This window comes from Goodfellowiella coeruleoviolacea, assembly GCF_024171785.1.
Lineage (GTDB): Bacteria > Actinomycetota > Actinomycetes > Mycobacteriales > Pseudonocardiaceae > Goodfellowiella > Goodfellowiella coeruleoviolacea.
Map to the genome: position 1 here is coordinate 288,253 of NZ_JAMTCK010000003.1, position 25,625 is coordinate 313,877.

17 protein-coding genes are annotated in these 25,625 nt (G+C 73.3%); 13 read left to right on the plus strand and 4 right to left on the minus strand.

Going from position 1 to position 25,625, the window contains the following annotated elements:
• From LX83_RS07400 to LX83_RS07410, 3 genes are all read right to left on the minus strand, one after another.
• A complete protein-coding gene (locus LX83_RS07400; protein WP_253768456.1) occupies window positions 1-1,311 on the minus strand; it encodes an exo-beta-N-acetylmuramidase NamZ family protein in 1,311 nt (436 codons plus the stop codon).
• Window positions 1,312-1,319: 8 nt separating this feature from the next.
• The gene (locus LX83_RS07405) at window positions 1,320-3,014 is read right to left on the minus strand and encodes a glycoside hydrolase family 3 protein (protein WP_253769121.1); all 1,695 of its coding nucleotides are present in this window, start codon (window positions 3,012-3,014) and stop codon (window positions 1,320-1,322) included.
• 786 nt (window positions 3,015-3,800) lie between these two features.
• On the minus strand, window positions 3,801-4,583 hold the full coding sequence (locus LX83_RS07410; RefSeq protein ID WP_253769124.1) for an HAD-IB family hydrolase: 783 nt from the start codon (window positions 4,581-4,583) through the stop codon (window positions 3,801-3,803).
• Between the two features lie 672 nt (window positions 4,584-5,255).
• Here LX83_RS07410 and ssd point away from each other — a divergent pair.
• The 8 genes from ssd to LX83_RS07450 all read left to right on the plus strand — a co-directional run bounded on the left by ssd (window position 5,256) and on the right by LX83_RS07450 (window position 12,238).
• The gene (ssd, locus tag LX83_RS07415; RefSeq protein ID WP_253768457.1) at window positions 5,256-6,440 is read left to right on the plus strand and encodes a septum site-determining protein Ssd; all 1,185 of its coding nucleotides are present in this window, start codon (window positions 5,256-5,258) and stop codon (window positions 6,438-6,440) included.
• On the plus strand, window positions 6,437-7,603 hold the full coding sequence (locus LX83_RS07420) for a TadA family conjugal transfer-associated ATPase (RefSeq protein WP_253768460.1): 1,167 nt from the start codon (window positions 6,437-6,439) through the stop codon (window positions 7,601-7,603). Before ssd ends, LX83_RS07420 begins: the two co-directional genes overlap by 4 nt.
• Window positions 7,600-8,502: a type II secretion system F family protein gene (locus LX83_RS38345; protein WP_253768462.1), complete on the plus strand. Its 903-nt coding sequence runs from the start codon at window positions 7,600-7,602 to the stop codon at window positions 8,500-8,502. The genes LX83_RS07420 and LX83_RS38345 overlap by 4 nt, the downstream gene beginning before the upstream one ends.
• Entirely contained in the window at window positions 8,499-9,425 is a 927-nt protein-coding gene (locus LX83_RS07430) for a type II secretion system F family protein (protein ID WP_253768465.1), read from the plus strand. The genes LX83_RS38345 and LX83_RS07430 overlap by 4 nt, the downstream gene beginning before the upstream one ends.
• Window positions 9,426-9,504: 79 nt before the next feature.
• Window positions 9,505-9,696 (plus strand): DUF4244 domain-containing protein, encoded by a 192-nt coding sequence (locus LX83_RS07435; RefSeq protein ID WP_253768468.1) that lies wholly within the window; start codon window positions 9,505-9,507, stop codon window positions 9,694-9,696.
• A 596-nt stretch (window positions 9,697-10,292) separates the two neighbouring features.
• On the plus strand, window positions 10,293-10,826 hold the full coding sequence (locus LX83_RS38350) for a pilus assembly protein (protein WP_308203929.1): 534 nt from the start codon (window positions 10,293-10,295) through the stop codon (window positions 10,824-10,826).
• 156 nt (window positions 10,827-10,982) lie between these two features.
• Window positions 10,983-11,384 carry an Rv3654c family TadE-like protein gene (locus tag LX83_RS07445; RefSeq protein ID WP_253768470.1) on the plus strand — a complete coding sequence of 134 codons (402 nt, stop codon included), beginning with the start codon at window positions 10,983-10,985 and terminating at the stop codon, window positions 11,382-11,384.
• A gap of 212 nt (window positions 11,385-11,596) precedes the next feature.
• On the plus strand, window positions 11,597-12,238 hold the full coding sequence (locus LX83_RS07450) for a bifunctional DNA primase/polymerase (RefSeq protein ID WP_253768472.1): 642 nt from the start codon (window positions 11,597-11,599) through the stop codon (window positions 12,236-12,238).
• On the opposite strand, the gene LX83_RS07455 is transcribed toward LX83_RS07450, so the two are convergent.
• Window positions 12,205-14,631 (minus strand): DEAD/DEAH box helicase, encoded by a 2,427-nt coding sequence (locus tag LX83_RS07455; RefSeq protein WP_253769126.1) that lies wholly within the window; start codon window positions 14,629-14,631, stop codon window positions 12,205-12,207. The two genes, LX83_RS07450 and LX83_RS07455, sit on opposite strands and share 34 nt — an antisense overlap.
• 347 nt (window positions 14,632-14,978) lie before the next feature.
• Between LX83_RS07455 and LX83_RS07460 the strand changes: the two genes are divergently transcribed.
• The 5 genes from LX83_RS07460 (at window position 14,979) to LX83_RS07480 (ending at window position 25,492) form a co-directional block, all read left to right on the plus strand.
• Window positions 14,979-17,276, plus strand: a complete 2,298-nt coding sequence (locus LX83_RS07460; RefSeq protein WP_253768475.1) for a sodium-translocating pyrophosphatase — start codon at window positions 14,979-14,981, stop codon at window positions 17,274-17,276.
• 314 nt (window positions 17,277-17,590) lie between these two features.
• Window positions 17,591-18,190: a hypothetical protein gene (locus LX83_RS07465; protein WP_253768477.1), complete on the plus strand. Its 600-nt coding sequence runs from the start codon at window positions 17,591-17,593 to the stop codon at window positions 18,188-18,190.
• A gap of 480 nt (window positions 18,191-18,670) precedes the next feature.
• Window positions 18,671-21,631, plus strand: coding sequence for a type I DNA topoisomerase (gene topA / locus LX83_RS07470; protein WP_253768479.1), 2,961 nt, complete (start codon window positions 18,671-18,673; stop codon window positions 21,629-21,631).
• 490 nt (window positions 21,632-22,121) lie between these two features.
• Window positions 22,122-24,290: a bifunctional MFS transporter/dTMP kinase gene (locus tag LX83_RS07475; protein WP_253768481.1), complete on the plus strand. Its 2,169-nt coding sequence runs from the start codon at window positions 22,122-22,124 to the stop codon at window positions 24,288-24,290.
• Complete coding sequence (locus LX83_RS07480; RefSeq protein WP_253768483.1) at window positions 24,287-25,492, plus strand: DNA polymerase III subunit delta'; 1,206 nt, start codon at window positions 24,287-24,289, stop codon at window positions 25,490-25,492. Before LX83_RS07475 ends, LX83_RS07480 begins: the two co-directional genes overlap by 4 nt.
• Window positions 25,493-25,625: the final 133 nt, after the last annotated feature.

Below are 25,625 nucleotides of genomic sequence, written 5' to 3' on the forward strand. Positions count from 1 at the left end.
TCACCGGTAGATCAGGTACCGCTCGCGCTGGCGGCGGAACTCGGCCAGCTCGGTCTGCCAGGACGCGACGATCTCGGCGGTGTCCGCACCCGCGTCCACCATGGTGCGCAACCGGGCCGACCCGGACAACCGGTCGATGGCGTTGTCCGGCCGCCAGCCGAACACCTCCGGGTACAGCGCCCTGGCCGTGACGATCATCGCCACGGCCGTGCGGACCGCGTCCAGCCGAGCGGGGTCGGTGAGGTGCAGCTGCACGCCACCGCAGGTCTGGTTGGGGAACTTGCCGAAGGTCGGCACGAAGTAGGTCTCGCGGAACCGCACGCCGGGCAGGCCGAGTTCGTTGAGCCGCTCCGCCCAGCGCCAGTCGATGCCGGGCGCGCCAACGGTTTCGAACGGCCGGGTGGTGCCCCGGCCCTCGGCCAGCAGGGTGCCCTCGAACAGGCAGGTGCCCGGGTAGACCAGGGCGGTGTCCGGGGTGGGCATGTTCGGGCTCGGCGGCACCCACTGCAGACCAGTGGCCGCGAACAGCGTGTTCCTGCGCCAGTTCCGCACCTGCACGACGTCCAAAGCGGACAGTCGGCCGCCGTCGGCTGGCAGGAACTCGGCGTCGAAGAACCGGGCCAGCTCGCCCACGGTCATGCCGTGCTGCTGCACGATCGGCTTGCGGCCGACGCCCGAGGCGAACGCCGGGTCCAGTCGGGGCCCGAACGCCGTGCCGCCCACCGGGTTGGGCCGGTCCAGCACCACGAACGCGGCCCCGGTCCTGGCCGCGGCCTGCATGGCCGTGTACATCGTCCAGATGTAGGTGTAGAAGCGGGCGCCCACGTCGGCGATGTCGAAGACCACCGTGTCCAGCCCGGCCTTGCGGTACAGCTCGGCCAGCTTGTCCGCGGTCACGCCGTAGGCGTCGTAGACGGGCAGGCCGGTGCGCGGGTCGGTGTAGTCGCCCTCGGAGCCGCCGGCCTGGGCGGTGCCCCGGAACCCGTGCTCCGGGCCGAACACCGCGACCGGGCGCAGGCCGGCCGCGACCATGGCGTCCACCACGTGGGTCTGGTCGCGCAGCACCCCGGTGGGGTTGGTGACCACCCCGACCTTGCGGCCGGCCAGGTCCCGCCAGCCGCGCTGGGCCAGCAGGTCGGCCCCGGGCAGCACCCCGCCGGGCCGGCCGGCGGTGGCGTCGGCGCCGTTGGGGCCGGCGGGGTTGGTGTCAACGGGGTTGGTGTCGGCGCTGGCCGTGGCCGAACCGGCGGCCAGCGCGGGCGCGGCCAGGGCCGAGGCGGCCAGGAAGCGTCGTCGGTCCAGGTTCGGCACGCTCCACCTCACCAGGACAGGCCAAAGCCGAGCGGGTAGCGCACCTTGGTGGCGTCGGCGCCGTCCGGCACGTCCACCGGCAGCTTGCCCCTGGGCTTGATCTCGCCGAAGAGCACCTTGGTCAGCGCCTCGGTGGAGGTCGCGCCGTAGAAGTAGGTGGCCAGCCAGGTCTGGGCGCTGGGCACGTAGCCGGTGTCGTAGGGGTTGCGCACGGCCACGGCCACCACCGGCTTGCCGGTGGCCACCAGCGCGTCGACGAGCTGCTGCTGGGCCGGCGAACCGGCCAGGTTGTAGGTCAGCACCACCACCAGGTCCCGCTGCCCTGCCGCGTCGACCGCGGCGCTGATCTGCGCGGCGGTGGGCGCCGAGCCGGTGTCCAGCGCGGTGGTGGCCGGACCGCGGGCGGCGATCTGGTTGGCCAGGGTGGTGGTCACCGTGCCGGCCGAACCCCAGCCGGTCACCAGCGCGCTGGCCGGCTTGCTGGTCAGCGGCAGCAGGTTGGCGTCGTTGCGCAGCGCGGTGACGGTCTGGTCGGTGATCCGCTGCGCCTCGGCCAGGTGGCTCCGGTTGCCCACCACCGAGTTCACCGCGCGCACGTCCACCAGCGGCTTGGCCACGAGGCCCCGCTTGTACTTGAGCTTGAGGATGCGGGTCACGCTCTGGTCGATGCGCTGCTCGGTGATCTCGCCGCGGCGCACCGCGTCCAGCACGCTGGTCGCGGCCAGTTCCAGGTTCACCGGCATGAGCAGCTGGTCCACCCCGGCCTTGAGGGCCAGCACCGGGATCTCGGCGTCGCTGTGCAGCTTGCGCACGCCGGCCATGGCCAGCGAGTCGGTGACCACCACGCCGTCGAAGCCCAGTTCGTCGCGCAGCATGCCGGTGAGGATGGGCTTGGACAGGGTGGCCGGCTCACCGGACGGGTCGATCTTGGGCATGGTGATGTGCGCGCTCATGATCACGTCGATGCCGGCGTCGATCGCGGCCCGGAACGGCGGAGCGTCCACTGTGGACCACTGTTCCTTGGTGCGCTTGGCCTCGGGCAGGCCGTAGTGGCTGTCGTCGGAGGTGTCGCCGTGGCCGGGGAAGTGCTTGGCGGCGGCGGACACCGTCTCGGTGGCCCGGCCGGAGTCCTGGTAGCCGTGCACCTGCGCGGCGACCAGCTGGGCGGCCAGTGCCGGGTCGGAGGAGAACGATCTGACCCCGATCACCGGGTTCTGCGGGTTGGAGTTGACGTCCGCGTCCGGGGCGAAGTTCTGGCCGATGCCCATGGCCCGCAGCTCGCGGCCGGTGATGGCGGCGGCCTGCCTGGCCGCGGCCGGGCTGCGGCTGGCGCCGAGCGCCATGTTGCCGGGGAACTGGGTGGCGGGCGCGGTGATCCGGGTGACGATGCCCTGTTCCTGGTCGGTGGAGATGATCAGCGGCACCCGGCTGCCCGAGCTGAGCGCGGCCCGCTGCAACCCGTTGGACAGCTCGGCGACCTGCTTGGGGCTGTCGATGTTGTCGTAGCTGCTGTTGTTGAAGTAGATGACCCCGCCGGGGTGGAACTTCTTCACCACCTCGGCCGAGGTGGCCACGCCGAAGTCGCGGACGCTGCCCTCGGTCGGCTCGTCCGCGGCCTGGCCGTGGACGTAGGTGACGAACAGCTGGCCGATCTTGTCCTCCAGGGACATGCGGCGCAGCGTCGAGGTCACCCAGCCGTGCATGGCCGCCTCCGGGGTGGCCTGCGCCTGGTCGGCCCGTGCCTGGTCGGCGGAGGCCGTCGGCTGGGCCGCGACCGGAGCCGATCCGGCGAGCGCGACCGTGGCCAGCGCGGCCAGCGTGGTGGTGAGCGAACGTCGAACGACGGAGCTGCTCGCCGGACTCTGCCCGGTGAGTGCCCTGTTAGCGCGGACCCGGTGCACAACGCCCTCCTCAACCCGGTTCGTCAGACGAACAGGGCACGTTGAAACCTTCCCACTAGGTGGTGGTTTGAATCGGCAAACTACCCACGCAGTGAGAGTGGGTCAACAGGTCGGGGAGCGTGTGAAGACACGCCTGAACTCGCGAAAAACACCGGCGGTGCCGTGGTCCGGACACAGGAAGCGCTCACAGGCACCTACCTGTGAGCGCCACCCGTCAGCGTGGGCGATCGGGCTACCAAGCGTGCAACTCATCGTCGTATTCCCGGGGCCTCGGCGGCCGGCGTCCCGATCCGCAAGCCCCTAAACGACATGCCTCCCGCGGCGTGCTGCGCGTGGGTACCGCGATGTCCGCGCGCGGAGTTCGGACGGGGTGGGCGACGCTTCTCCTCTGGATCGCCCCTGGCCGTTTCGAAGTCCGCAACTCCTTTGTAATCCCGATCCGCACGCACGGCAAGGTCTCGAACAGGTGCACCGTTCAAGCCACGTTCGGTCACGAAATCCCGGTGGTTTCCCGGCCCGGGTAGCACTGGTGGCCGGTGCCCGCTGCTCCGTTCGGGTCCGTGCCGGCGGGGCCGGCGCTACCCGCGGCTACCTGGGCCGGCGGCGCCGCAGCCCGTACCAGGCGAACCCGGCGGCGGCCACCGCGCCGAGGCTGACCGCGGCGGCGGCCACGGCCGTGCCGGACGGCGTGGGGAACCGGGCGCGCAGCGGCACCGGGTCGCTGAAGGTGAGCACCGGCCAGCCGCGCTGCGCCGCGACCTTGCGCAGCGCCCGGTCCGGGTTCACCACGGTCGGGTGGCCCACCGCGTCGAGCAGCGGCAGGTCGGTGATCGAGTCGGAGTAGGCGTGCGAGGCGGACAGGTCGTAGCCGTGCCGCTCGGCCAGCTCCCGGACGGCCACGGCCTTGTTCTCGCCGTAGCAGTAGAAGTCGATGTCCCCGGAATAGCGGCCGTCGGAGACCACCATCCGGGTGCCGACGCTGTGGTGGGCGCCCACCATGCCGGCGATCGGCGCCACGATCTCCTCGCCCGACGCGGACACCACGACCACGTCGTGCCCGGAGTCCCGGTGCTCGCCGATGAGCTGGGTGGCCTCCTTGTAGACCAGCGGGTCCACGATGTCGTGCAGGGTCTCGTCCACGATCGCCCGGACCTGCTCGACGTCCCAGCCCTCGCACAGCGCGGTGATGTGCGCGCGCATCCGGTCCATCTGGTCGGCGTCGGCGCCGGCGAGCATGAAGACGAACTGGGCGTAGGCGCTCTTGAGCACGGCCCGCCGGTTGATCAGGCCCTCCTGAAAGAAGGGACGGCTGAACGCCAGCGTGCTCGACTTGGCGATGACCGTCTTGTCGAGGTCGAAGAACGCGGCCACCCGGTCGCCCTTGCGGGGCCGTTCGACGCTGGGCCGTTCGACGCTGGGCCGCTCGACACTGCCGGAATCGGTCACCGGGACAGCATATGTGGATCTGTCCGGCCACCGCTCGCCGCTCGTGTGGCGGTGGCGCGGCGGGCCGCCCGGCCGGGCGAGGGGGCGTTCCCCGGCGGCGTGAACCGGTTCGGAACCTCCTGTCACCAAAATTTTGGCGTGTCCCTCAGCCGGATGGGAGGCGTCACCCTGCCGCGGGGGGATACAGTAGGGACGTCCGGTTCTTCCGGACGGGTTCAGTCCGACCCCCCGGGGCTGAACCTTGGCGACCCCCGTCCCTCCCCCCTGGCGGGGGTCGTCCCATGTCCGGGGTCGGTTATCCCGCCGCTGACCTGCGGCTCTGACTGGATCACCACGGTGAACGGGCCCGCGGCGCTGGCCGGTTGCGGTCCCTGGCGCACGCCGAACCGGGCCGAGAAGCCGGCCCCCCGGCCATGATCCCAGGCCTCGCCGACACCGGCCGCGGATCCACTCTTCCGGGTCTTTAGTTGTCCACAGCACCCCCAGTTGTCCACATGTTGATCTTCACCCGTTGTGGCGTTGGTCACGACAGGCCACTGTCGTCCTCGCGGGCGCCCGGCATTCGGCCGGGGCGCGGGAGCGGACAGGAGGGCCGCGATGAGCGGGGCTGGCGTGGGTGTGTCGAACGGTCGCCGACCACTGGTGCTGATCAACGACGACCCGGTGCTCGACGACGTGCTGCGGTTGGCCGCCGCGGCCGGCTGCGACGTGGAGCGGGTACCGGACGTTGCCGCCGTACGGCGTAACTGGAGCGGTGCGCCACTGGTGCTCCTCGACGCACGCGCCGCGGCCGAATGCGCCCAGGCCGGGCTGCCCAGGCACCCGCTGGTGGTGCTGGTCTGCGCGGCCGACCCCGAGCCCGGGGTGTGGCGGCAGGCCGTCGCGGTCGGCGCCGACCGCGTGCTGGAACTGCCCGGCGGGGAAGCGTGGCTGGTCAGCGTGCTGGCCGACCTGGTGGAGGGACCGAGCGGGCGCACCGGCCGCGCCCTCGCCGTGCTCGGCGGCCGGGGTGGCGCGGGCGCGTCGGTGTTCGCGGTCGCCGTGGCCAAGGCCGCGCTCCGCGCCGGGCACAGCGCGCTGCTCGTCGACTGCGACCCGCTCGGCGGCGGCCTCGACCTGGCCCTCGGCGCCGAGACCAGCGCCGGCCCGCGCTGGCCGGAGCTGCGGCTGACCGGTGGCCGGATCGCCGCGTCGGCACTGCGCTCCGCCCTGCCCGGGGCCGGCCGGGGCGATGCCGCGCTCACCGTGCTGTCCTGCGACCGGACCGGCGCTGGACCAGGGCCGGACGCGGTCGCCGCCGTGCTCGACGCCGGCCGCCGCGCCGGCGACCTGGTCGTCTGCGACCTGCCCCGGCAGCCCGGCGAGGTGGTCAACGCCGTGCTGGACCGCGCCGACCTGGCCGTGCTCGTGGTGCCCGCCGAGGTGCGCGCGTGCCTGGCCGCCCGGCAGGTCGCGGGTTTCGTCCTGGCCAGGGGCACGCCGCTGCGGCTGCTGGTGCGCGGCCCGGCCCCCGGCGGGCTGGACGTGCGGACCATCGGCGCGGCGCTGGACGTGCCGCTGCTGCACGGCATGCGGCCCGAACCCGGCCTGGCCGAGGCGCTGGAGCGCGGTCGCTTCCCGACCCGCGCCCGGGGGCCGCTGGCCAGCGCGGCCGACGCGGCACTGGCCGCCCTGGGCTACCACCCCGCACCCGGCACCCCGGGCAGGCGGCCGGCGGGCGCCGCCGCCGACGTGGTCACCGGCGCTGGCGCGGCACCCGGCGACGGGCAGGTGCCGGCATGAGCGGCGAACTGGTCGACCGGGTGCGCCAGCGGCTGGCCACCCTGGGCGGCGCGGTCACGCCGAACCTGGTCGCCCAGGCGGTGCGGGCCGAGGCCGGTGGCGTGTTCGGCGACGCCGACCTGCTGGCCACCCTGCGGGAGCTGACCCAGGAGTTCGTCGGCGCCGGCCCGCTCGACCCGCTGCTGCGCGACCCGGCCACCACCGACGTCCTGGTCACCGCCCCCGACCAGGTGTGGGTGGACGGGCCGAGGGGCCTGCGGCGCACCGCGGTCGAGTTCCGCGACGAGGACGCGGTGCGGCGGCTCGCCCAGCGGCTCGCGGCCAGCGCGGGCCGCCGGCTCGACGACGCCCAGCCGTTCGTCGACGGCTGGCTGCCCGGCATCGGCGCGGGCGGGCAGGTGCGGTTGCACGCCGTGCTCCCGCCCATCGCGCCCGCCGGCACCTGCGTGTCCCTGCGGGTGCTCCGGCCGGCCGTGCACGACCTGGCCGAACTGGGCGCGCTCGGCACGATCGACGCGACCAGCGCCGAACTGCTCACCGCCGTGGTGGCCGCGCGGCTGGCGTTCCTGGTCACCGGTGGCACCGGGTCGGGGAAGACGTCCCTGCTGGCCGCGCTGCTCGGCTGTGTGCCACCCACCGAACGGGTGGTGTGCGTGGAGGACGCCGGTGAGCTGGCCCCCGACCACCCGCAGTTCGTCCGGCTGGTGGCCCGGCCGCCCAACGTCGAGGGCGTCGGCGAGGTCACCCTGCGGGACCTGGTCCGCCAGGCGCTGCGGATGCGCCCGGACCGGATCGTGGTCGGCGAGGTGCGCGGCGCCGAGGTGTGTGAGCTGCTGGCCGCGCTGAACACCGGGCACGACGGTGGCGCCAGCACCCTGCACGCCAACTCGCCGGCCGAGGTGCCGGCCCGGCTGGCGGCCCTGGCCGCGCTGGGCGGCCTCGACCAGGCGGCGCTGCACAGCCAGCTGGCCGCGGCCGTGCGGGTCGTGCTGCACATGCGGCGCGACCGCGTCGGCAGCCGCCGGCTGGCCGAGATCGCCGTGGTCGAGCCGCACGGCCCCGAGGTCGCCATCCGCACCGCCTGGCGCCACGGGCACGGCTGGGCCGAGGGCCGGGCGCTGCTGACCCGGCTGCTGGCCGACCGGGAGGTGGGCCTGCCGTGACGAACGCGACGAGTGCGCTGAGCCTGGTGCTGCTGGCCGCCGCCGCACTGGTGCTGCCACCGCCGTCGACCGCCCGGCGCCGACTGGCCCGGCTGGTCGCGGCCACCGCGCCGCGGCGGCCCGACCGGCGAGCGGTCCGGTGGCTGCCGGCTGGCCGTGCTGGTGGGCCCAGGGGTGGCGGGTCCAGGGGTGGCCCGGCTGGCGGGAGGGCGGTGCTGACCGCGGTGGTGGTGCTGGCCGTCGGGGGCCTCGGTGGGCTGCTGGCCGGTCCGGGTGGCGGGCTGGCCGCGCTGGCCCTGGCCGGGGTGACCTGGCGGCGCTGGCGGGCCGGACGGGCCCGCCGCGCCCGGGCGGCGGCCACGGCCGAACTGGCGGACGCGCTGGCAGCCCTGGCCGCGGAGCTGCGTGCCGGCGCCGCCCCGGCCAGGGCTGCCGAGGAAGCGGCCAGGGACGCCCAGCCGCTGGCCGCCACCACACTGCGGGCACTGGCCGCGACCACCCGGTTGGGCGGAGACGTGGCCGTGGCGCTGCGGGCCGTGTCGGCCCAGCACCCCGGGCTGGCCGCGGCCACCGAGTGGCTGGGCAGGGCCTGGCAGTTGGCCGAGCGGCACGGGATCGGCCTGGCCGAGGTGGTGGACGCGGTCCGGCGCGACCTGGACCAGCAGCTGCGCCGCGACCAGCGGGTGCGCGCGCACACCGCCGGTGCCCGGCTGAGCGCGGCCGTGCTGGCCGGCCTGCCCGTGCCCGGGGTGCTGCTCGGCCAGGTCGTGGGCGCGCGGCCGTGGCACGTGCTGACCACCACGACCGCCGGACAGGTGCTGCTGGTGCTGGGCACCGGGCTGGTGAGCGCGGGCCTGCTGTGGACCGCGCGGCTGGTCGACCGGGTGGTGCTGCCATGAACCACCACTCGCTGGCCGCACTGCTGGTGGCGGTCGCGGTGCTGCTGGCCCCCGGCCCGGCGCCGGCCAGGGCACGGGTGGTCCGGCTGACCACACCCACCCGCTCGGCCGCGACCCGGGCCCACTGGCGACCGTTCCGCCTGGCTGTCGGCCCGGTGGTCGGCACCGCGGTGGTGCTGGCGCTGTCGGGCCGGTGGGTCGGGACAGCCACCGCCCTGGTCGCGGGCGGGCTGCTGCTCGCCGTGCTGGGCGCCCTGGCCAGCCGGTCGGCCGGTGCTCCGCCGAGTGGCCCGCCCGGCGGGGCCGAACCCCGGCCAGGTCTGCCCTGGTCAGCGGACAGCCCCGGGGCAGGCCGGTTACCCGGCCAGCTGGGTTGGCGCGGCCGGCCGGGTCGACTCGGTCAGCTCGGCCGGTTCGGGTGGTTCGGTCCGTTCGGGCGGGTCGGTGCTGCTGGCCCACCTCGACCGGCCCGCCGGTCAGCCACCGACCCGCACCTGGCCACCTGCTGGGAACTGCTCGCCGCCTGCCTGCGCGCCGGGCTCGCCGTGCCCACCGCGGTGCGCGCGGTGGCCGAGGCCGTGCCGGGGCCGGCCGGCCAGGTGCTGCGCCGGGTGGCTGACCTGATGGCACTGGGCGCGGACCCGGTGCGGGCGTGGACACCCGCGCTCGCCCACCCGGACACCGCGCCACTGGCCCGGGGCGCCCGGCGCAGCGCCCGATCCGGCGCGGCACTGGCCGGGGTGGCCGCCGAGTTGGCCGAGCGGGTGCGCGGTCAGGCCGCCGACCAGGCCGAGGCCCGGGCCCAGCGGACAGCGGTGTGGGTGACCGGGCCACTGGGACTGTGCTTCCTGCCCGCGTTCCTCTGCCTGGGCGTGCTGCCCGTGGTGGTGGGCCTGGCCGGCGAGGCACTGACCGCCGGGTAGCCGGGCGGAGTCCGATGTGGACAGCTGGGTGGCCGGTGCGTTCCGGCCACCACGGGACGAACAACAACGAGGAGGAGAAATGGCCCCACTGCGGGGAAGCCGGCTGGTCGAGGTCGGGCGGGCCGAGGACGGGAGCGTCAGCGTCGAGTACGCGTTGGTGGCCGTTGCCATCGCGGGCCTGGCCGCCACGCTGTTCGTGGTGCTCAGCGGGGACGCGGTCCGCCAGGCGCTGAGCGAGTTGGTCATGCGCGCGCTCACCGGTGGCACCTGATGCGCCGGCCAGCAGTGCGGAAACCGTTGCCCGCCTTGGCATCGCGGGCCGCCGCGCGGCCATCGACCGCCGCAGGGCCGCCGGACCACACGGGACCGGTGGCCCCCACGCCGTCGGCGGGTGCCACGGGTTTGGTGGGCGCTGCGGCGCCGGCGGGTGCGGTGAATTCGGGTGTTGAACCGGTTGCACGGATTGCGGTGCGGGCGCGACACAACACGCGATCGCTATCCGTGAGACGCGAATTGCACAGCGTGCACAGTTGGTGTGGGTGCACCCGGGAATCGGTGATACCGACGTGGCCGGTGAACTCGGCGCGCACACCGGTTGTCAGACGGGCATTGCGCGTCGCGGTGAAAACGCAGCGTGCCCGACGATCACACAGTGTTCGCCAATCGCGTCGATCACGCGCACCAGAACACGCCGAACCGGGGTGCCGCGCGGAATCACCGCACACCGTGGAATCGCAATGCGCGGTGGCGGCGCGGCATTGTTCCCGTGAGCCGGAGCCGGAGCCGGAGCCGGGCCGTGGCGCGTCGGAGCCCGTGCCCGAGCGTGCGCCGCGGTCCGTACCGGGCACACCCGGGCAGCGGACCGGGGTGCGCAAGCCGTTGGCGGGCCTGGTGTTCCGGGCACCGGCACGGCGGAAGTGCCGGGCGGGCAAGGCAAAGCCCGTTCGGCACCGCAACCTGGTGCTGCCGCCGCCCGCGGGGTGGCCGGCGGACCGGGGCTCGGTCACCGTCGAAGCGGCGCTCGTCCTGTCCGCGATGGCACTGGTGCTGGTGTTGGGGGCGGCCGCCGTCAACGCGGTGCTCGGGCAGCTCCGGTGTGTGGACGCCGCGCGCGAGGCCGCCCGGCTGGTCGCCAGGGGCGAGGCGGAACGGGTTGCCGAGGCGGTGCACCGGATCGGCCCGGCACGCGCGGAGTTCTCCGTGACACGCGACGGGGACACCGTTCGCGTCGAGGTGGCCGCGGCAGCCGATGCCGGCCTGCTGCCCGGGATTCGGCCCAGGGCCGAGGCGTACGCGGTCCTGGAACCCGAACTGGTTGAGAGCGGTCAGGCCACACCAGGTCCGCCGACCCCACCCGGCTCACCGGCCACCCGAACCGGTGACGACACCCGGATCGGGTGACGGCCGCGCGCCGGCTCCGGCGGTGGCTGCCGGTCGGCGGTGCCGGATCCTGCGGGCCGGTTCTGGGGTCCAGGATCCGGGGGCGCCGGAACCTCGGTCCCGGTCTGGGGTCCCGTGCCCGGGGGCGGGTTTGTGCGGGCGAGAAGGGGGAAACACATGGGACAGCAGGAGGAGCGCCGGGGCGATCCGGATCGCGGGTCGGCGAGCGTGCTGGCCGTCGCGGTGATCGCGGTGTTGCTCGGGTTGGCCGCTCTCGGCGTGGCCGTGGCGACCGCGGTCACGACCAGGCACCGCGCGGCCAGTGCGGCCGACCTCGCCGCGCTGGCCGGTGCCGCCCACGTGTTGGCCGGTCGGCAGGAGGCGTGCCAGCGGGCCGACTGGGTGGCGCGGCGGATGCGGGTAGAACTGACCGGGTGCGTGGTCGTCGGGCGCGACGTGCTCGTGGCGGTGGCCGCGCGGCCACCGGAACCACTCGCGCTGTTGGGTACGACCAACGCCCGGGCGAGAGCAGGTCCAACTGAAGGATTAACGCCCGATTCCGCGACGAACGGTCGATGATCGGCGGTGAACGGGCATTTTCACTCTCGCGAATGGGTGACCCAGTCAGGGCGACGGTTGCTGGACGGTTCTGCTGGGCCATCGTGGCCCGTTTCATTCGCCGTTTCGTAGCGACCAGTTGTCGACAGGGGAGTTACCTCGAATCGCTGTTGTGTCGTTAAGTCTGATGCGGGCACCGCGTGGTGCTCCCAAAGACGAGGAGGCGAACCAAGATGGAGTGGTCGGATAGCTGGCGCGGGGCCTTCCGCATTGAACTCCGGGCGGAGGCCATTGGCTACGCCTGGGGCGGTTGGCCCGTGCTGCCAGGCACCTATCCGGCGGGCTCGCAGTGGGCGGGCCGGAGCGGCGCGGAGCAGGACGGCCCGGTCCCGGTGCACGCGGACTGGCAGGACCGGCTGAACGCCAAGCCCGAAGAGATCGCGACCTGGTGGACCGGCCAGCCATACAGCCTCCTGGTGGCCACCGGCCTGGTCGTCGACGCGATCGAGGTGAGCGCGGACCTTGGCCGACTGGTGGCCAGGGCGCTGCGGGAGAACGGCACCCCCGTGCCGATGGCGGCCACCCCGGCCGGCCGCTGGTTGTTCCTCACCTCCGCCGGGCAGCCGCTCCGGCCCGAGCTGTCCGGGCACCACGACGTCCGGCTGCACGCCAAGGGCAGCTGGATCCCGCTGCCGCCCACCCCGTTCCAGCACGGCATCGTGCACTGGCGGGTCAAGCCGCAGGTCTGCGGCCGGCACCTGCCCAGCTCGCTGCTGGTGCAGGACGCCGTCCTGCAGGCCGTGGGCGACCCGGAGCTGTTCGAGCCGCTGCACCCGGCGACTCAGCTGGTGACGGCCGAGCGCTCGGCCGCCTGATCATTGTCGAACTGAACAGCGTGGTCGCGCTGTTCGTCGGCTTGGCCCACCGCGGCGAGGACGACGTCCAGCACGGCCAACCCGCCCGCCTTGTCCAGCGGTTCGTTGCCGTTCCCGCACTTCGGCGACTGAACGCAGGACGGGCACCCAGCCGGGCACGCACACGAGGCGATTGCCTCCCGCGTAGCGGCCAACCAGGGGACCAACGCGGCAAAGCCGCGATCGGCGAAACCGGCTCCCCCGGGATGACCATCGTGCACGAACACCGTCGCCTCCCCGGTGTCAACGTGCAGTGCGGTGGACACCCCGCCGATGTCCCAACGGTCACAGGTCGCGAACAGCGGTAGCAGGCCGATCGCAGCGTGTTCGGCAGCGTGCAGTGCGCCGGGGACGCGCGCCGGAGCCAGACCGGCGCCCCCCGGCGCACTGCCGCACAACAACTCCTGGCCCACCGTGTACCAGACGGCCCTGGTGCGCAGGGTCTGCGCCGGAAGGTCCAGCGCGACCCGGTCCAGCACCGCCCCGGACGGCAGCCGGCGCAGGTAGCCCACCACCTGGGAGGTCACCTCGACCTCGCCGAGGCACACGGTCACCTCGGCGTCCGGGCCCACCGGGTACCGGCGCCGCTCCTGCACCCGCACCACCGAGATGTCCACGACATCGCGCGGCAGCGTGGACCACTCCGGATCCTCGGCGTGCACCAGCGCCACCCCGGTGTCCAGGTCCAGCTCGTCCACCACGTACGCCTCGCCCTGGTGCAGGTACACCGCGCCCGGGTGCACCTGCCAGCACGCCGCCCCGCTGTCCACCGTGCCCAGCATCCGGCCGGAGTCGCCCTCGACCACGGCCACCTGGTCACCGCCACCTCCCCGGATGTCCACCAGCGGGTGCGGGCGCTCCGGCGAGGTCCAGTACCAGCCGGTGGGCCGCCTGCGCACCACCTGGTCGGCGATCAGCTGGTCCAGTGCCTCGGCGACCGGGGCCGAGTCGGCACCGCCGAACGCGTCCAGGCACTGGCTGGTCAGCGGCAGCTCGGCCGCGGCGCAGGCCAGGTGGGGCGCGAGCACGTACGGGTTGGTCGGGTCCAGCACGGTGGCCTCGACCGGGCGGTCCAGCACGGCGGCCGGGTGGTGCACCAGGTAGGTGTCCAGTGGGTCGTCCCTGGCCACGAACACCACCAGCGCGCCGTCCCCGCCCCGCCCGGCCCGACCCGACTGCTGCCAGAACGAGGCGAGCGTGCCGGGGTAGCCGGCCACCACCACGGCGTCCAGCCCGGCGATGTCCACGCCCAGCTCCAGCGCGTTGGTGGTGGCCACGGCCAGCAGGTCGCCGTTGGCCAGCCCCCGCTCCAGGGAGCGCCGCTCCTCGGGCAGGAACCCGGCCCGGTAGGCGGCGACCCGCTCGGCCAGCGCGGGGTCGACCTCGTCGAGGATGCGGCGGGCGGTCAGCGCGGCCAGTTCGGCGCCCCGCCGGGACCGGACGAACGCCAGCGACCGGGCGCCCTCCACCACCAGGTCGGCCAGGATGCGGGCGGCCTCGGTGCCGGCCGACCGGCGCACGGGCGCGCCCTGTTCACCGGCGAGCTGGTCGAGCAGGGGCGGCTCCCACAGCGCCACGGTGCGGCCACCGCGCGGCGAGCCGTCCTCGGTGACCGCGACGCAGGGCACGCCGGTGAGCTGGCTCGCCGAGCCGGCTGGGTGCGACACCGTAGCCGAGGCCAGCACGAACACCGGGTCGGCGCCGTAGCGGTTGGCCACCCGGCGCAGCCGGCGCAGCAGCAGCGCCACGTGCGAGCCGAACAGGCCCCGGTAGGTGTGGCACTCGTCCACCACCACGTAGGTCAGCCGGCGGAAGAACCGGGCCCACCGGGCGTGCGCCGGCAGCACGCCCCGGTGCAGCATGTCCGGGTTGGTGAACACCCACCGCGCGTGCGACCGCACCCAGTCGCGCTCCTGCATGGGGGTGTCGCCGTCGAAGGCGCTCGGCCGGATGTCGGGCAGCCCCAGTTCGCGCACGGACCGCAGCTGGTCGGCGCCGAGCGCCTTGGTGGGGGACAGGTACAGGGCGGTGGCCCGGGGATCGGTGGTCAGCCTGGTCAGCACGGGCAGCTGGTAGCCGAGCGACTTGCCCGAGGCCGTGCCGGTGGCCAGCACCACGTGCTGGCCGGACCAGGCCAGCTCGGCCGCGTCGACCTGGTGCCGCCACGGTCGGCGCACCCCGCGCTCGCGCAGCGCGGCCACCACGTCCTCGGCCGCCCAGTCGGGCCAGTCCGCGTGCCTGGCCGGCCGGTCGGGCAGCTCGCGCACGTGGGTCAGCGGCGCCTCCCCGGCGGGCACGCCGGCCAGCACCCGGTCCAGCAACCGCGCGCCCCGACTGGTTCCATCCCGCTCCACCACGCCAGCGAGCTTCGCATATCAGACCGACAATCGACGGTGAGCGGTGGGGTCGGGCCGCTGACCGGCCCGGATCAGGGTCCGGGAAGCAGGCCAGTTGATCTGTCAATAGTGGACTGGTGTGGGTGATCCCACAAAAAGGATCTTGATCGATCAGGGGATCGATCTTGACCTGCCTGCGGAGATAACGGTGTGTGCTCGGATTGGGACGCCCGGTTGTCATCTCGATCATTACCAATAGACTCCGCCCGCATCGCACTCCACTGTGGGAGTGCACACAGTGGCGTCGGGGCCGACGTACGACCGCTGGTTCCTGGCGCTGAACAGGCAGACACCCAGGAGGACGGATGTCCCGGCACTTCCTCGCGGAGGGCATTGAGCTCTCCGGAGGTGATCGCGGCATTGTCGTCGCGGTCGCCGTGGTCGCCCTGGCTGCCCTCGTCGTCGGGTACGTCCTGCTCCGGGAGGTTCTGGCCGCCGGCCAGGGCACGTCCCGGATGCAGGACATCGCCAAGGCGGTGCAGGAGGGCGCAGCGGCCTACCTCAACCGACAGTTCAAGACGCTCGGCGTGTTCGTCGTCGTCGTGTTCGTACTGCTCTTCGTGCTTCCCGCCGACAGTCTGGGCCAGCAGATCGGCAGGTCGCTGTTCTTCCTCGTCGGTGCCGCGTTCTCGGCCAGCATCGGCTACCTGGGCATGTGGCTGTCCACCCGGGCCAACGTCCGGGTGGCCGCGGCGGCCAACCAGGCGGGCGGCCGGGAGAAGGCCATGCGCGTGGCGTTCCGCACCGGTGGTGTGGTCGGCATGATCACGGTCGGCCTCGGCCTGTTCGGCGCCGCGCTGGTGGTGCTGGTCTACGCGGGCGGCGCGCCCAAGGTGCTGGAGGGCTTCGGCTTCGGCGCCGCCCTGCTGGCGATGTTCATGCGGGTCGGCGGCGGCATCTTCACCAAGGCCGCGGACGTGGGCGCCGACCTGGTCGGCAAGGTGGAGCAGAACATCCCCGAGGACGACCCGCGCAACGCCGCCACCATCGCCGACAACGTCGGTGACAACGTGGGCGACTGCGCCGGCATGGCCGCCGACCTGTTCGAGTCCTACGCGGTCACGCTGGTCGCCTCGCTGATCCTGGGCACCGCCGCGTTCGGCGCGCAGGGCCTGCTGTTCCCGCTGATCGTGCCGGCCATCGGCGTGCTCACCGCGGTGATCGGCGTGTACATCACCAACGCCCGCACCGGTGAGAGCGGGCTGTCCGCGATCAACCGCTCCTTCTACATCTCCGCGGTGATCTCGGCGGTGCTGTGCACGATCGCCGCGTTCAGCTTCCTGCCCAGCTCGTTCGCCGGCCTGTCCGGCATCTCCACCGAACTCAGCTCGCAGTCGGGCAACCCGGCGCTGATCGCGGCCATCGCGGTGATCATCGGCATCGTGCTCGCCGCGGTCATCCTGTGGCTGACCGGCTACTTCACCGGCACCGAGCACAAGCCGGTCAAGGACGTCGGCAAGACCTCGCTGACCGGCGCGGCCACCGTGATCCTGTCCGGCATCTCGGTCGGCTTCGAGTCCGCGGTGTACACCGCCGTGGTGATCGGCGCGGCCGTGTACGGGGCGTTCGTGCTGTCCGGTTCGGTGGTGGTGGCGCTGTTCGCGATCGCGCTGGCCGGCTGTGGTCTGCTCACCACCGTCGGTGTGATCGTGGCCATGGACACCTTCGGCCCGGTCAGCGACAACGCCCAGGGCATCGCCGAGATGTCCGGTGACGTCGAGGGCGAGGGCGCGCAGATCCTCACCGAACTCGACGCGGTGGGCAACACCACCAAGGCGATCACCAAGGGCATCGCCATCGCCACCGCTGTGCTCGCCGCCACCGCGCTGTTCGGGTCCTACACCGACGCGATCAAGCAGGCACTGGCCGCGGTTGGCGGCGCGTTCAATGATGGCGCGTTCGCGGTGTTCAACCCGAGTGTGCTGGTCGGCGTCGCGCTCGGCGCGGCCGTCGTGTTCATGTTCTCCGGCCTGGCGGTCAACGCCGTGTCCAGGGCGGCCGGCGCGGTCGTGTTCGAGGTGCGCAAGCAGTTCAAGGAGAACCCGGGGATCATGGACGGCAGCACCCGGCCCGAGTACGGGCGGGTGGTGGACATCTGCACCAAGGACTCGCTGCGCGAGCTGGCCACGCCCGGGCTGCTGGCGGTGCTGGCCCCGATCGCGGTCGGGTTCGGCCTTGGCACCGAGTCGCTGGCCGGCTACCTGGGTGGCGCCATCGCCACCGGCACGCTGATGGCGATCTTCCTGGCCAACTCGGGCGGCGCCTGGGACAACGCCAAGAAGCTGGTGGAGGACGGCAACCACGGCGGCAAGGGCTCGGACGCGCACGCCGCCACGGTCATCGGCGACACGGTCGGCGACCCGTTCAAGGACACCGCCGGCCCGGCGATCAACCCGCTGATCAAGGTGATGAACCTGGTGTCGGTGCTGATCGCGCCGGCCGTGGTGGCCGCGACGACCGGCGCGGGCGCCTCGGTGGGGCTGCGCGCGTCCATCGCGGTGGTCGCCGTGGTGATCATCATCGGCGCCGTGGTGGTGTCCAAGCGCCGGGGCACGGCCATCGCCGACTCACCGGCGGAGACGGTCAGCGACGGCGTGTCCTGACCCGGCCGGTCACGCACCGTCGCGATGGCGGTGCGCACAACTGAAGATCCCCGTGTGACAGGGCCCGCCGGCCTCGCTCCGGCGGGTCCTGTCGCTGTTCGGCGGTGAGCGCATCCACCTGTTCGGCGTGTCCGCTTTGGGGCGCTATGGCCGGGAATTTCACCGTTGGTCCAGGGCTATACGCCCAATCGGTCTAAATCTTGAGCCGTTCGGGGTAACGTCTGCCTACCTCAGCAGTAGCCAACACAGGGAGTGACCAGATGAGGCGTTGCCTCGCCACCACCGGAATCCTGACTGCCGCACTGTCGGTCGCTTTGGTCGGATGCAGCAGCGGTGGTTCCACCAACGCCAGTGGCTCCACCAGCAGCGCGAGCAGCACCACGGCGGCCAGCGGCGACGCCAAGGTGACCTGGGCCAACGACTACTGCGGCGCGCTGATCCCCCTCGCCACCGTGGTCAACCAGCGCCCGGAGATCGACACCTCGAACATGGCCGCCACCAGGACCAGTCTGATCGGCTTCTTCGGCAACCTGTCCGATGGCCTTGGTCAGAGCCTGGACGGCCTGAAGGGGCTGGGCGCCGCACCCAGCGCCACCGCCAGCGGCGTTGTCGAGAGCGTCACGAAGACCCTGACCGACATCAAGGCCGGGGTGGACGAGAGCAGGGCCGCCCTGGACAAGGCCGATCCCGCGAACCCCGCCGCGATGTCGCAGGCCATGACCGGGGCGGGCTCCAGCCTGGGCAAGCTGGCCAACATCGGCGACACCATGTCGGCCCTGGAGAAGGATCCGGAGTTGGCCGCCGCCGGTGACAAGGCGCCCAAGTGCGAGGAGATGACCAAGGCCCTCGAATCGGACAGCACGTCCGCCAGTTCGTCCAGCGAGGAGCCGTCCACCAGCACGAGCGGCAACTGAGCGGCTTCCGGGAGCCCTTCCCGAGGACTGCTGACGCCGGCTCGCCGAACCAGGGGGTTCGGTGGGCCGGCGTTCGTCTACCCGCACCCCCGGTGTCCCGGCCCGGGGGCTGGTGACCTGCCCCGCCGGTCGGCGCCGCGTATTGTTGAACAATACTCGTGTTGACCCCGGCTCCGGTCGGTGGCAGGTTCACGCGGGACGGCGTGTTCGCGACCCCGACCCGGGCACCCTCGTTGGGGTGACATCGGCTCGCCCCGGCCGGCAACCGGAACAAGGGGCGGTGGTCCGACGTTGCGCAACGCCGAGGCGGAACGGTCTCGTCGGCGCCGGTCGAACACGGGCGGTCACCGCCGTTGACCAGCCCACCGAAGGTAGCCGAACGCATGGGGCTGACTGCACAGCGCATCCTCCTACCGGGTGATGCTGGCCGGTTATGTCACCCTGTCTCGGCGGAGAGCAGGGCGGTCGGCGTAGCAAACAATGCACACTGACGGGTCGGGGACACAGGCGGTAGGAAGAGAGCAGGACAGCGTGGCTGGGTCGACACGGACGAAGAAGAGCACTGGCGGGACGGAGGGTTCTGGCGGTCGCCGGTTGGTGATCGTCGAGTCCCCCGCCAAGGCCCGCAAGATCGCGTCGTATCTCGGCGGGAACTTCGTTGTGGAGTCCTCCCGGGGACACATCCGCGACCTGCCGCGGGGCGCCGCCGACGTGCCCGACGAGTACAAGGGCCAGGCGTGGGCCCGGCTCGGCGTGGATGTGGACAACGACTTCGAGCCGCTCTACATCGTCACGCCGGACAAGAAGACCACCGTCACCGAGCTGCGCAGGGCCCTGCGCGACGTGGACGAGCTGTACCTGGCCACCGACGGTGACCGGGAGGGCGAGGCCATCGCCTGGCACCTGCTGGAGACCCTCAAGCCCAAGGTGCCGGTGCGCCGGATGGTCTTCCACGAGATCACCGAGCCGGCCATCCGCGCCGCCGCGGCCAACCCCCGTGACCTGGACCAGGACCTGGTGGACGCGCAGGAGACCCGGCGCATCCTGGACCGGCTCTACGGCTACGAGGTCAGCCCGGTGCTGTGGAAGAAGGTCATGCCGAAGCTGTCGGCGGGCCGGGTGCAGTCCGTGGCGACCCGGATCGTGGTCGAGCGGGAGCGGGAGCGGATGCGCTTCGTGCCCGCCTCCTACTGGGACCTGTCCGCGCTGTTCGACGCCGGCCCGGACGCCCAGCCGCGCAACTTCGGCGCCCGGCTGGTGGCCGTGGACGGCAGCCGGGTCGCGGTGGGCCGCGACTTCGGGCCGGACGGCCAGCTCAAGCCGGGCAGCGAGGTGCACCGGCTGGACGAGGCCGAGGCCAACCGGCTGGCCACCGCGCTGGCCGGGGTGACCTTCCGGGTCAGCAACGTCGAGGAGAAGCCCTACACCCGCCGGCCGTACGCGCCGTTCATGACCTCCACGCTGCAGCAGGAGGCCGGCCGCAAGCTGCGCTTCTCCGCCGACCGGACCATGCGCACGGCCCAGCGGCTGTACGAGAACGGCTACATCACCTACATGCGGACCGACTCGACCACGCTGTCCGAGACGGCCATCGCCGCGGCCCGCTCCCAGGCCAAGCAGCTCTACGGCGCCGAGTACGTCTCGCCGCAGCCCCGGCAGTACACCCGCAAGGTGAAGAACGCCCAGGAGGCGCACGAGGCGATCCGCCCGGCCGGTGAGGTGTTCCGCACCCCCGGCGAGGTGGCCGGTGAGCTGGACGCCGACGGGTTCAAGCTCTACGAGCTGATCTGGCAGCGCACCATCGCCTCGCAGATGGCCGACGCGCGCGGCACCACGCTGAGCGTGCGGATCAGCGGCACCGCCGCCAGCGGCGAGGAGTGCGTGTTCGCCGCGTCCGGCCGGACCATCACGTTCGCCGGTTTCCTCAAGGCGTACGTGGAGTCGGTGGACGCCGAGGCCGGCGGTGAGGCCGACGACGCCGAGTCCCGGCTGCCCCGGCTGGTCAAGGACCAGGCGGTGACCGCGAACCGGCTGGCCGTGGACGGGCACACCACCAGCCCGCCGCCCCGCTACACCGAGGCCAGCCTGGTCAAGACGCTGGAGGAGCTGGGCATCGGCCGGCCCTCCACCTACGCCTCGATCATCAGCACCGTGCAGGACCGCGGCTACGTGTGGAAGAAGGGCTCGGCGCTGGTGCCGTCCTGGGTGGCCTTCGCCGTGGTCGGGCTGATGGAGCAGCACTTCGGTCGGCTGGTCGACTACGACTTCACGGCCGCGCTGGAGGACGAGCTGGACAGCATCGCCGCCGGCCGGCAGGAGCGCACCACCTGGCTGTCCGGCTTCTACTTCGGCGGCAACGTCGGGCCGGAGAGTTCGGTGGGCCGGGCCGGGGGCCTGAAGAAGCTGGTCGGGTCGAGCACCGAGGAGATCGACGCCCGCGAGGTGAACTCGATCCCGCTGTTCACCGACGACGCCGGCCGCACCGTGGTGGTGCGGGTCGGCCGGTACGGGCCCTACCTGGAGCGCGAGCTGGAGCAGGACGGCGAGCGCACGTCCCAGCGCGCCAACCTGCCCGACGACCTGCCGCCGGACGAGCTGTCCCCGGAGATCGCCGAGAAGCTGTTCGCCACGCCCCAGGAGGGGCGGGTGCTGGGCACCGACCCGGAGACCGGCCACGAGATCGTGGCCAAGGAGGGGCGGTTCGGCCCCTACGTCACCGAGGTGCTGCCGGAGGCCGAGACCGAGCGCGCCGGCGCCGACAAGGGCAAGAAGGCCAGCGAGGCCAAGAAGGCCGCGGTCAAGCCGAGGACCGGGTCGCTGTTCAAGTCGATGTCGCTGGACACGGTCACCCTGGAGGACGCGCTCAAGCTGCTGTCGCTGCCCCGGGTGGTGGGCGTGGACCCGGCCACCGGTGAGGAGATCACCGCGCAGAACGGCCGGTACGGGCCGTACCTGAAGAAGGGCACGGACTCGCGCTCGCTGGCCGGCGAGGACCAGCTGTTCACCATCACCCTGGACGAGGCGCTGAAGATCTACGCCGAGCCCAAGAAGCGGGGCCGGGCCGCCGCGGCCGCCGCCCCGCCGCTCAAGGAGCTGGGCGCCGACCCGGTCTCGGGCAAGCCCATGGTGGTCAAGGACGGCCGGTTCGGGCCCTATGTCACCGACGGCGAGACCAACGCGTCGCTGCGCAAGAGCGACAGCGTGGAGACGCTGACCGACGAGCGCGCGGCCGAGCTGCTGGCCGAGAAGCGGGCCAAGGGCCCGGCCAAGCGGACCACCCGCAAGAAGGCCACCACGACCAAGACCACCAGCGCGACCAAGAGCACGGGGACGAAGTCCACCGCGGCGAAGAGCACGGGGGCCAAGACCGCGGCGGCCAAGTCCACCGCGGCCAAGTCCACCGGGGCGAAGTCCGCGGGGACCAAGTCCAGCACCGCGTGAGGGGGGCCGGGGCCGAGGCACGTTCTGCCCGGTCCGGGCGTTGGGAGGGCAACAGGTCCTGGTAGCCGTGCTGATCCGCGCGGCGGGCCGAGGGGTGCGCCACCATGAGGGAGGTGTTGAGCGCGCAACCGGGCTGGCGGAATCGCGGATCACGCGGGAGTTACGCTACGTGTCTGTCAGTGCGGCGTTCCGCCCGACGGGTCGAGGGTTTCTCGACGTGGTCGGGCGGTGCGCTCCGGTTGCGATGGCCGTGGTCGTGCCTCGGCGATGCTCGCCCGAACAGGTAGCGGCTGTCGGGCGTTGGCCCAGCTCACGTGGGTTGGCGGCCGGTGAATTGCTCCGAATGGGGGTGGGCGGCATTCAAGAGGGCATCGGGGTGACCTCGGCTGCTGACCAGCTGGGCGATGCCCAGACCGGGTCAGCCGAGTCCGGGGGGCCCGGCTCCGGATCACGGCGGTCCGAGGCGTCCACGTCACATCGAATACGCAGCGTGCTGTCGATTCGGGCGTTTCGCCGGTTGTGGGGCGTCACCTACCTGTGCAGCATGGGCGACTGGCTGTCGATGCTGGCGCTGTCCGGTCTGGTCGGCAAGCTCACCGAGGGCTACCAGTGGCAGACCTTCGCGTTCAGCGGGGTCGTGTTCACCCAGCTGCTGCCCGGCGTGCTGTTCGCCCCGGTCGGCGGGGTGCTCGCGGACCGGTTCGACCGGCGCAAGGTGATGGTGACCGCCGACCTGCTGCGCTGCGCGCTGCTGCTGTCCATCGCCCTGGTCGGGTCGGTGCAGTGGCTGTTCGCCGCCAACTTCCTGGTCGGCTGCTGCGCCATGCTGTGGATTCCGGCCAAGGAGTCCGGCGTGCCCAACCTGCTGCGCCGCTCCGACCAGGTGGAGACCGCCAACCAGCTCGGCCTGGTGATGACCTACGGCATCTCCGTGGTCAGCGGCGCCGGCCTGTACTCGCTGGTCTCGTCCATCCCCGGGGCGCTCAACCTGAAGGGCGCCGAGTTCAGCATCGCCATCATCGCGGTGATGATCACCGGCCTGCTCTACCTGGCCTCGGCGATCCTGGTGGCCACCCGCATCCCCGAGCTGTCCGGCCGGCCCGCGGTCAGCCGCCAGCGGCGCGCCAAGGAACCGGCCGAGCGCGGCGGCTTCGCCCGGATGTTCCGGGAGGGGCTGCGCTTCGCCGGCTCCACCCCGTTGACCAGGGGACTGGTCATCGGCATGGCGGGCGCGTTCGCCGCCGGCGGCGCCGTGGTGGGCGCGGCCCGACCCTACGCGTTCAGCCTGCTCGGCGGTGACACCGCGTTCAGCATGCTGTTCGTCGCGGTGTTCGTCGGCCTGGCCGTCGGCATGGCCACCGCGCCGCGGCTGGCCCGCCGGCTCACCCACAGCCGGCTGTTCGGCACCGCCATCGTGGCGGCCGGCCTGGCCCTGGTGGTGGTGGCGCTGGCCCCGCACCTGTGGGTCGCGCTGGTGGCCGTGGCCCTGGTCGGGGCCAGCGCCGGGGTCGCGTTCCTGACCGGGCTGACCATCATCGGCTCCCAGGTGGAGGACGCCATCCGGGGCCGGATCGTGGCGGTCCAGCAGTCCCTGATGAAGATCGTGCTGGCCGCGGCGACCGCGCTGGCGCCCACGCTGATCACCCTGGTGCAGGTGCGCACCATCACCGTGTTCGGCCACCAGATGATCATCGACGGCAGTCGGCCGGTGCTGCTCGGCGCCGGCGTGCTGGCCGCGGTCGTCGGGGTGGTCGCCTACCGGCAGATGGACGACCGGCGCACCGAGCCCATCCTGTCCGACCTGCTCGCCGCCATCCGCGGCCGGCCGCGCCCGTCCAACGGCCTGCTCATCGCGATCGAGGGCGCCACCCCGGCGGACACCAACGCCCAGGCCAACCGGCTGGCCGCCGCACTGCGCGCCGAGGACCGGCCGGTGCTGCTCGCCCACGACCCCGAACTCAACGACATCCAGCTGAACTCGGTGCTGGCCACCGTGCCGCTGATCAGCCCGCGCTCGCACGCCCTGGTGGCCGCGGCGGTCCGCGCCGACATGGTGGAGCAGCGCATCCGGCCCGCCCTGGACGCCGGCACCCTGGTGGTGATGGAGCGCTACCTGGACACGCCCACCGCGCACTTCAGCGCGCAGGGCAGCCTGGACCAGGCCGAACTGGAGGGGCTGGCCGACTGGGCGACCGGGCGGCTGCGGCCGGACATCACCGTGCTGCTGGACCGCGCCGCGCCCGACCCGGTGACCGGACCGGCCGGCCTGGACGGCGTCCGCTACCACTGGCAGGTGCAGCGGCTGCTCAGCGAGATGGCCGCGGCAGACCCGGAGCGGTACGTGGTGGTCGACGCCGAGGGCACCGACGAGGAGGTCGCCGCCCGGGTGTGGGCGGCGCTCACCCCGATCCTCACCCAGCGCCGTCCGCGCCGGCCGCAGCCGACGCCCCCACCCACCCCGCCACTCCAGTCGCCCCCGCCGGATGAGGCCGGCCCGGTGCTCGCCGACACCGTGCTCACCGACACCGCGCGCACCGACACCGCGCTCGCCGGCACGGGCCCGGGGGAGCCGGCCGAACCCTCGGCCGGGGCCGCGGGATCATCGGGGACGGCAGGACCAACCGGGTCATCGGGAACAGCGCGGGTGGAGGGCGTGTGAGCCACGGCGGGGTGTGGGCCGAGGTGGTCGGCCAGGACGACGCGGTGCGGGTGCTGTCCGCCGCGGCCGAGGCGGCCGCCGACGTGGTGGCCGGGCGGCCGACCGCGCCCGGGGCCATGACGCACGCCTGGCTGTTCACCGGCCCGCCCGGCTCGGGCCGCACCGAGGTGGCCCGCTCGTTCGCGGCGGCGTTGCAGTGCGCGGCCGTCGACGACCGGCCCGGCTGCGGCGTGTGCACCGGCTGCCGCACCACGCTCGCCGGCACCCACGCCGACGTGCGGTTCGTGGCGCCGGAGGGGCTGTCCATCTCGGTCGCGGAGATGCGCGCGCTGGTGCAGGCCGCGGCGCGCCGGCCCACCACCGGCCGCTGGCAGGTGGTGGTGATCGAGGAGGCCGACCGGCTCACCGAGGGCGCGGCCAACGCACTGCTCAAGGCGGTGGAGGAGCCGCCGCCGCGCACCGTGTTCCTGCTGTGCGCCCCGTCCGACCACCCCGACGACGTGTCGGTGACCATCCGCTCGCGCTGCCGGCTGGTCGCGCTGCGCACGCCACCGGCCGCGGCCATCGCCCAGCACCTGGCCGGCCACGACGGGATCGACCAGCGCACGGCCGAGTGGGCCGCGTCGATCTGCGGCGGCCACGTGGGTCGGGCCCGCCGGCTGGCCACCGACGAGGCCGCCAGGCAGCGGCGCGAGGCCGTGCTGCGCATCCCCCTGGCGTTGCGCCGCCCGGCCGACGTGTTCACCTGCGCGGACAAGCTGATCAGCGCGGCCGAGACCGAGGCGAGCACGGTCAACGACGCCCGCGACGAGGCCGAGCGCCAGGCGTTGGAGACGGCCATGGGCGCGGGCGGCACCGGCAAGGGCACGGCCGCCGCGACCAGGGGCGCCAAGGGCGCGCTCAAGGACCTGGAGCGGCGGCAGAAGTCCCGGTCGACCCGAACCCAGCGGGACACCCTGGACCTGGCCCTGGTCGACCTGGCCGCGTTCTACCGGGACGTGCTGGTGACCACGACCGGCGCCGAGGTGAGCCTGAACCACCCGGACCGGGCCAGTGACGTGGCCACCGCCGCGGCCTCCTGGACGCCCGAGTCCACCCTGCGCCGGCTGGAGGCGGTGCTGGCCTGCCGCCGCGCGCTGGAGCGCAACGTCAAGCCGAGGATCGCGGTGGAGGCCATGGTCACCGCCCTGCACCACGGCTGACCCGCCGCACGCCGGCGCCAACCCGCTGGCCGGGCCTGCCTCGGGCGCCTCGACCGGTCGAGCTGGCCCAGGCCGTTGTCCTGTTGTCGTTGCCCGCCAAGGCCTGTGGGGGCGGCGGCCTGGGGGAAACCGC

Coding starts and splice junctions, on each gene's coding strand:
- LX83_RS07405 (WP_253769121.1), bottom strand. CDS start 3,014: ATGCACGGCTGGGTGACCTCGACGCTGCGCCGCATGTCCCTGGAGGAC.
- ssd (WP_253768457.1), top strand. CDS start 5,256: ATGAGCGGGGCTGGCGTGGGTGTGTCGAACGGTCGCCGACCACTGGTG.
- LX83_RS07420 (WP_253768460.1), top strand. CDS start 6,437: ATGAGCGGCGAACTGGTCGACCGGGTGCGCCAGCGGCTGGCCACCCTG.
- LX83_RS07430 (WP_253768465.1), top strand. CDS start 8,499: ATGAACCACCACTCGCTGGCCGCACTGCTGGTGGCGGTCGCGGTGCTG.
- LX83_RS07435 (WP_253768468.1), top strand. CDS start 9,505: ATGGCCCCACTGCGGGGAAGCCGGCTGGTCGAGGTCGGGCGGGCCGAG.
- LX83_RS07445 (WP_253768470.1), top strand. CDS start 10,983: ATGGGACAGCAGGAGGAGCGCCGGGGCGATCCGGATCGCGGGTCGGCG.
- LX83_RS07450 (WP_253768472.1), top strand. CDS start 11,597: ATGGAGTGGTCGGATAGCTGGCGCGGGGCCTTCCGCATTGAACTCCGG.
- LX83_RS07460 (WP_253768475.1), top strand. CDS start 14,979: ATGTCCCGGCACTTCCTCGCGGAGGGCATTGAGCTCTCCGGAGGTGAT.
- topA (WP_253768479.1), top strand. CDS start 18,671: ATGCACACTGACGGGTCGGGGACACAGGCGGTAGGAAGAGAGCAGGAC.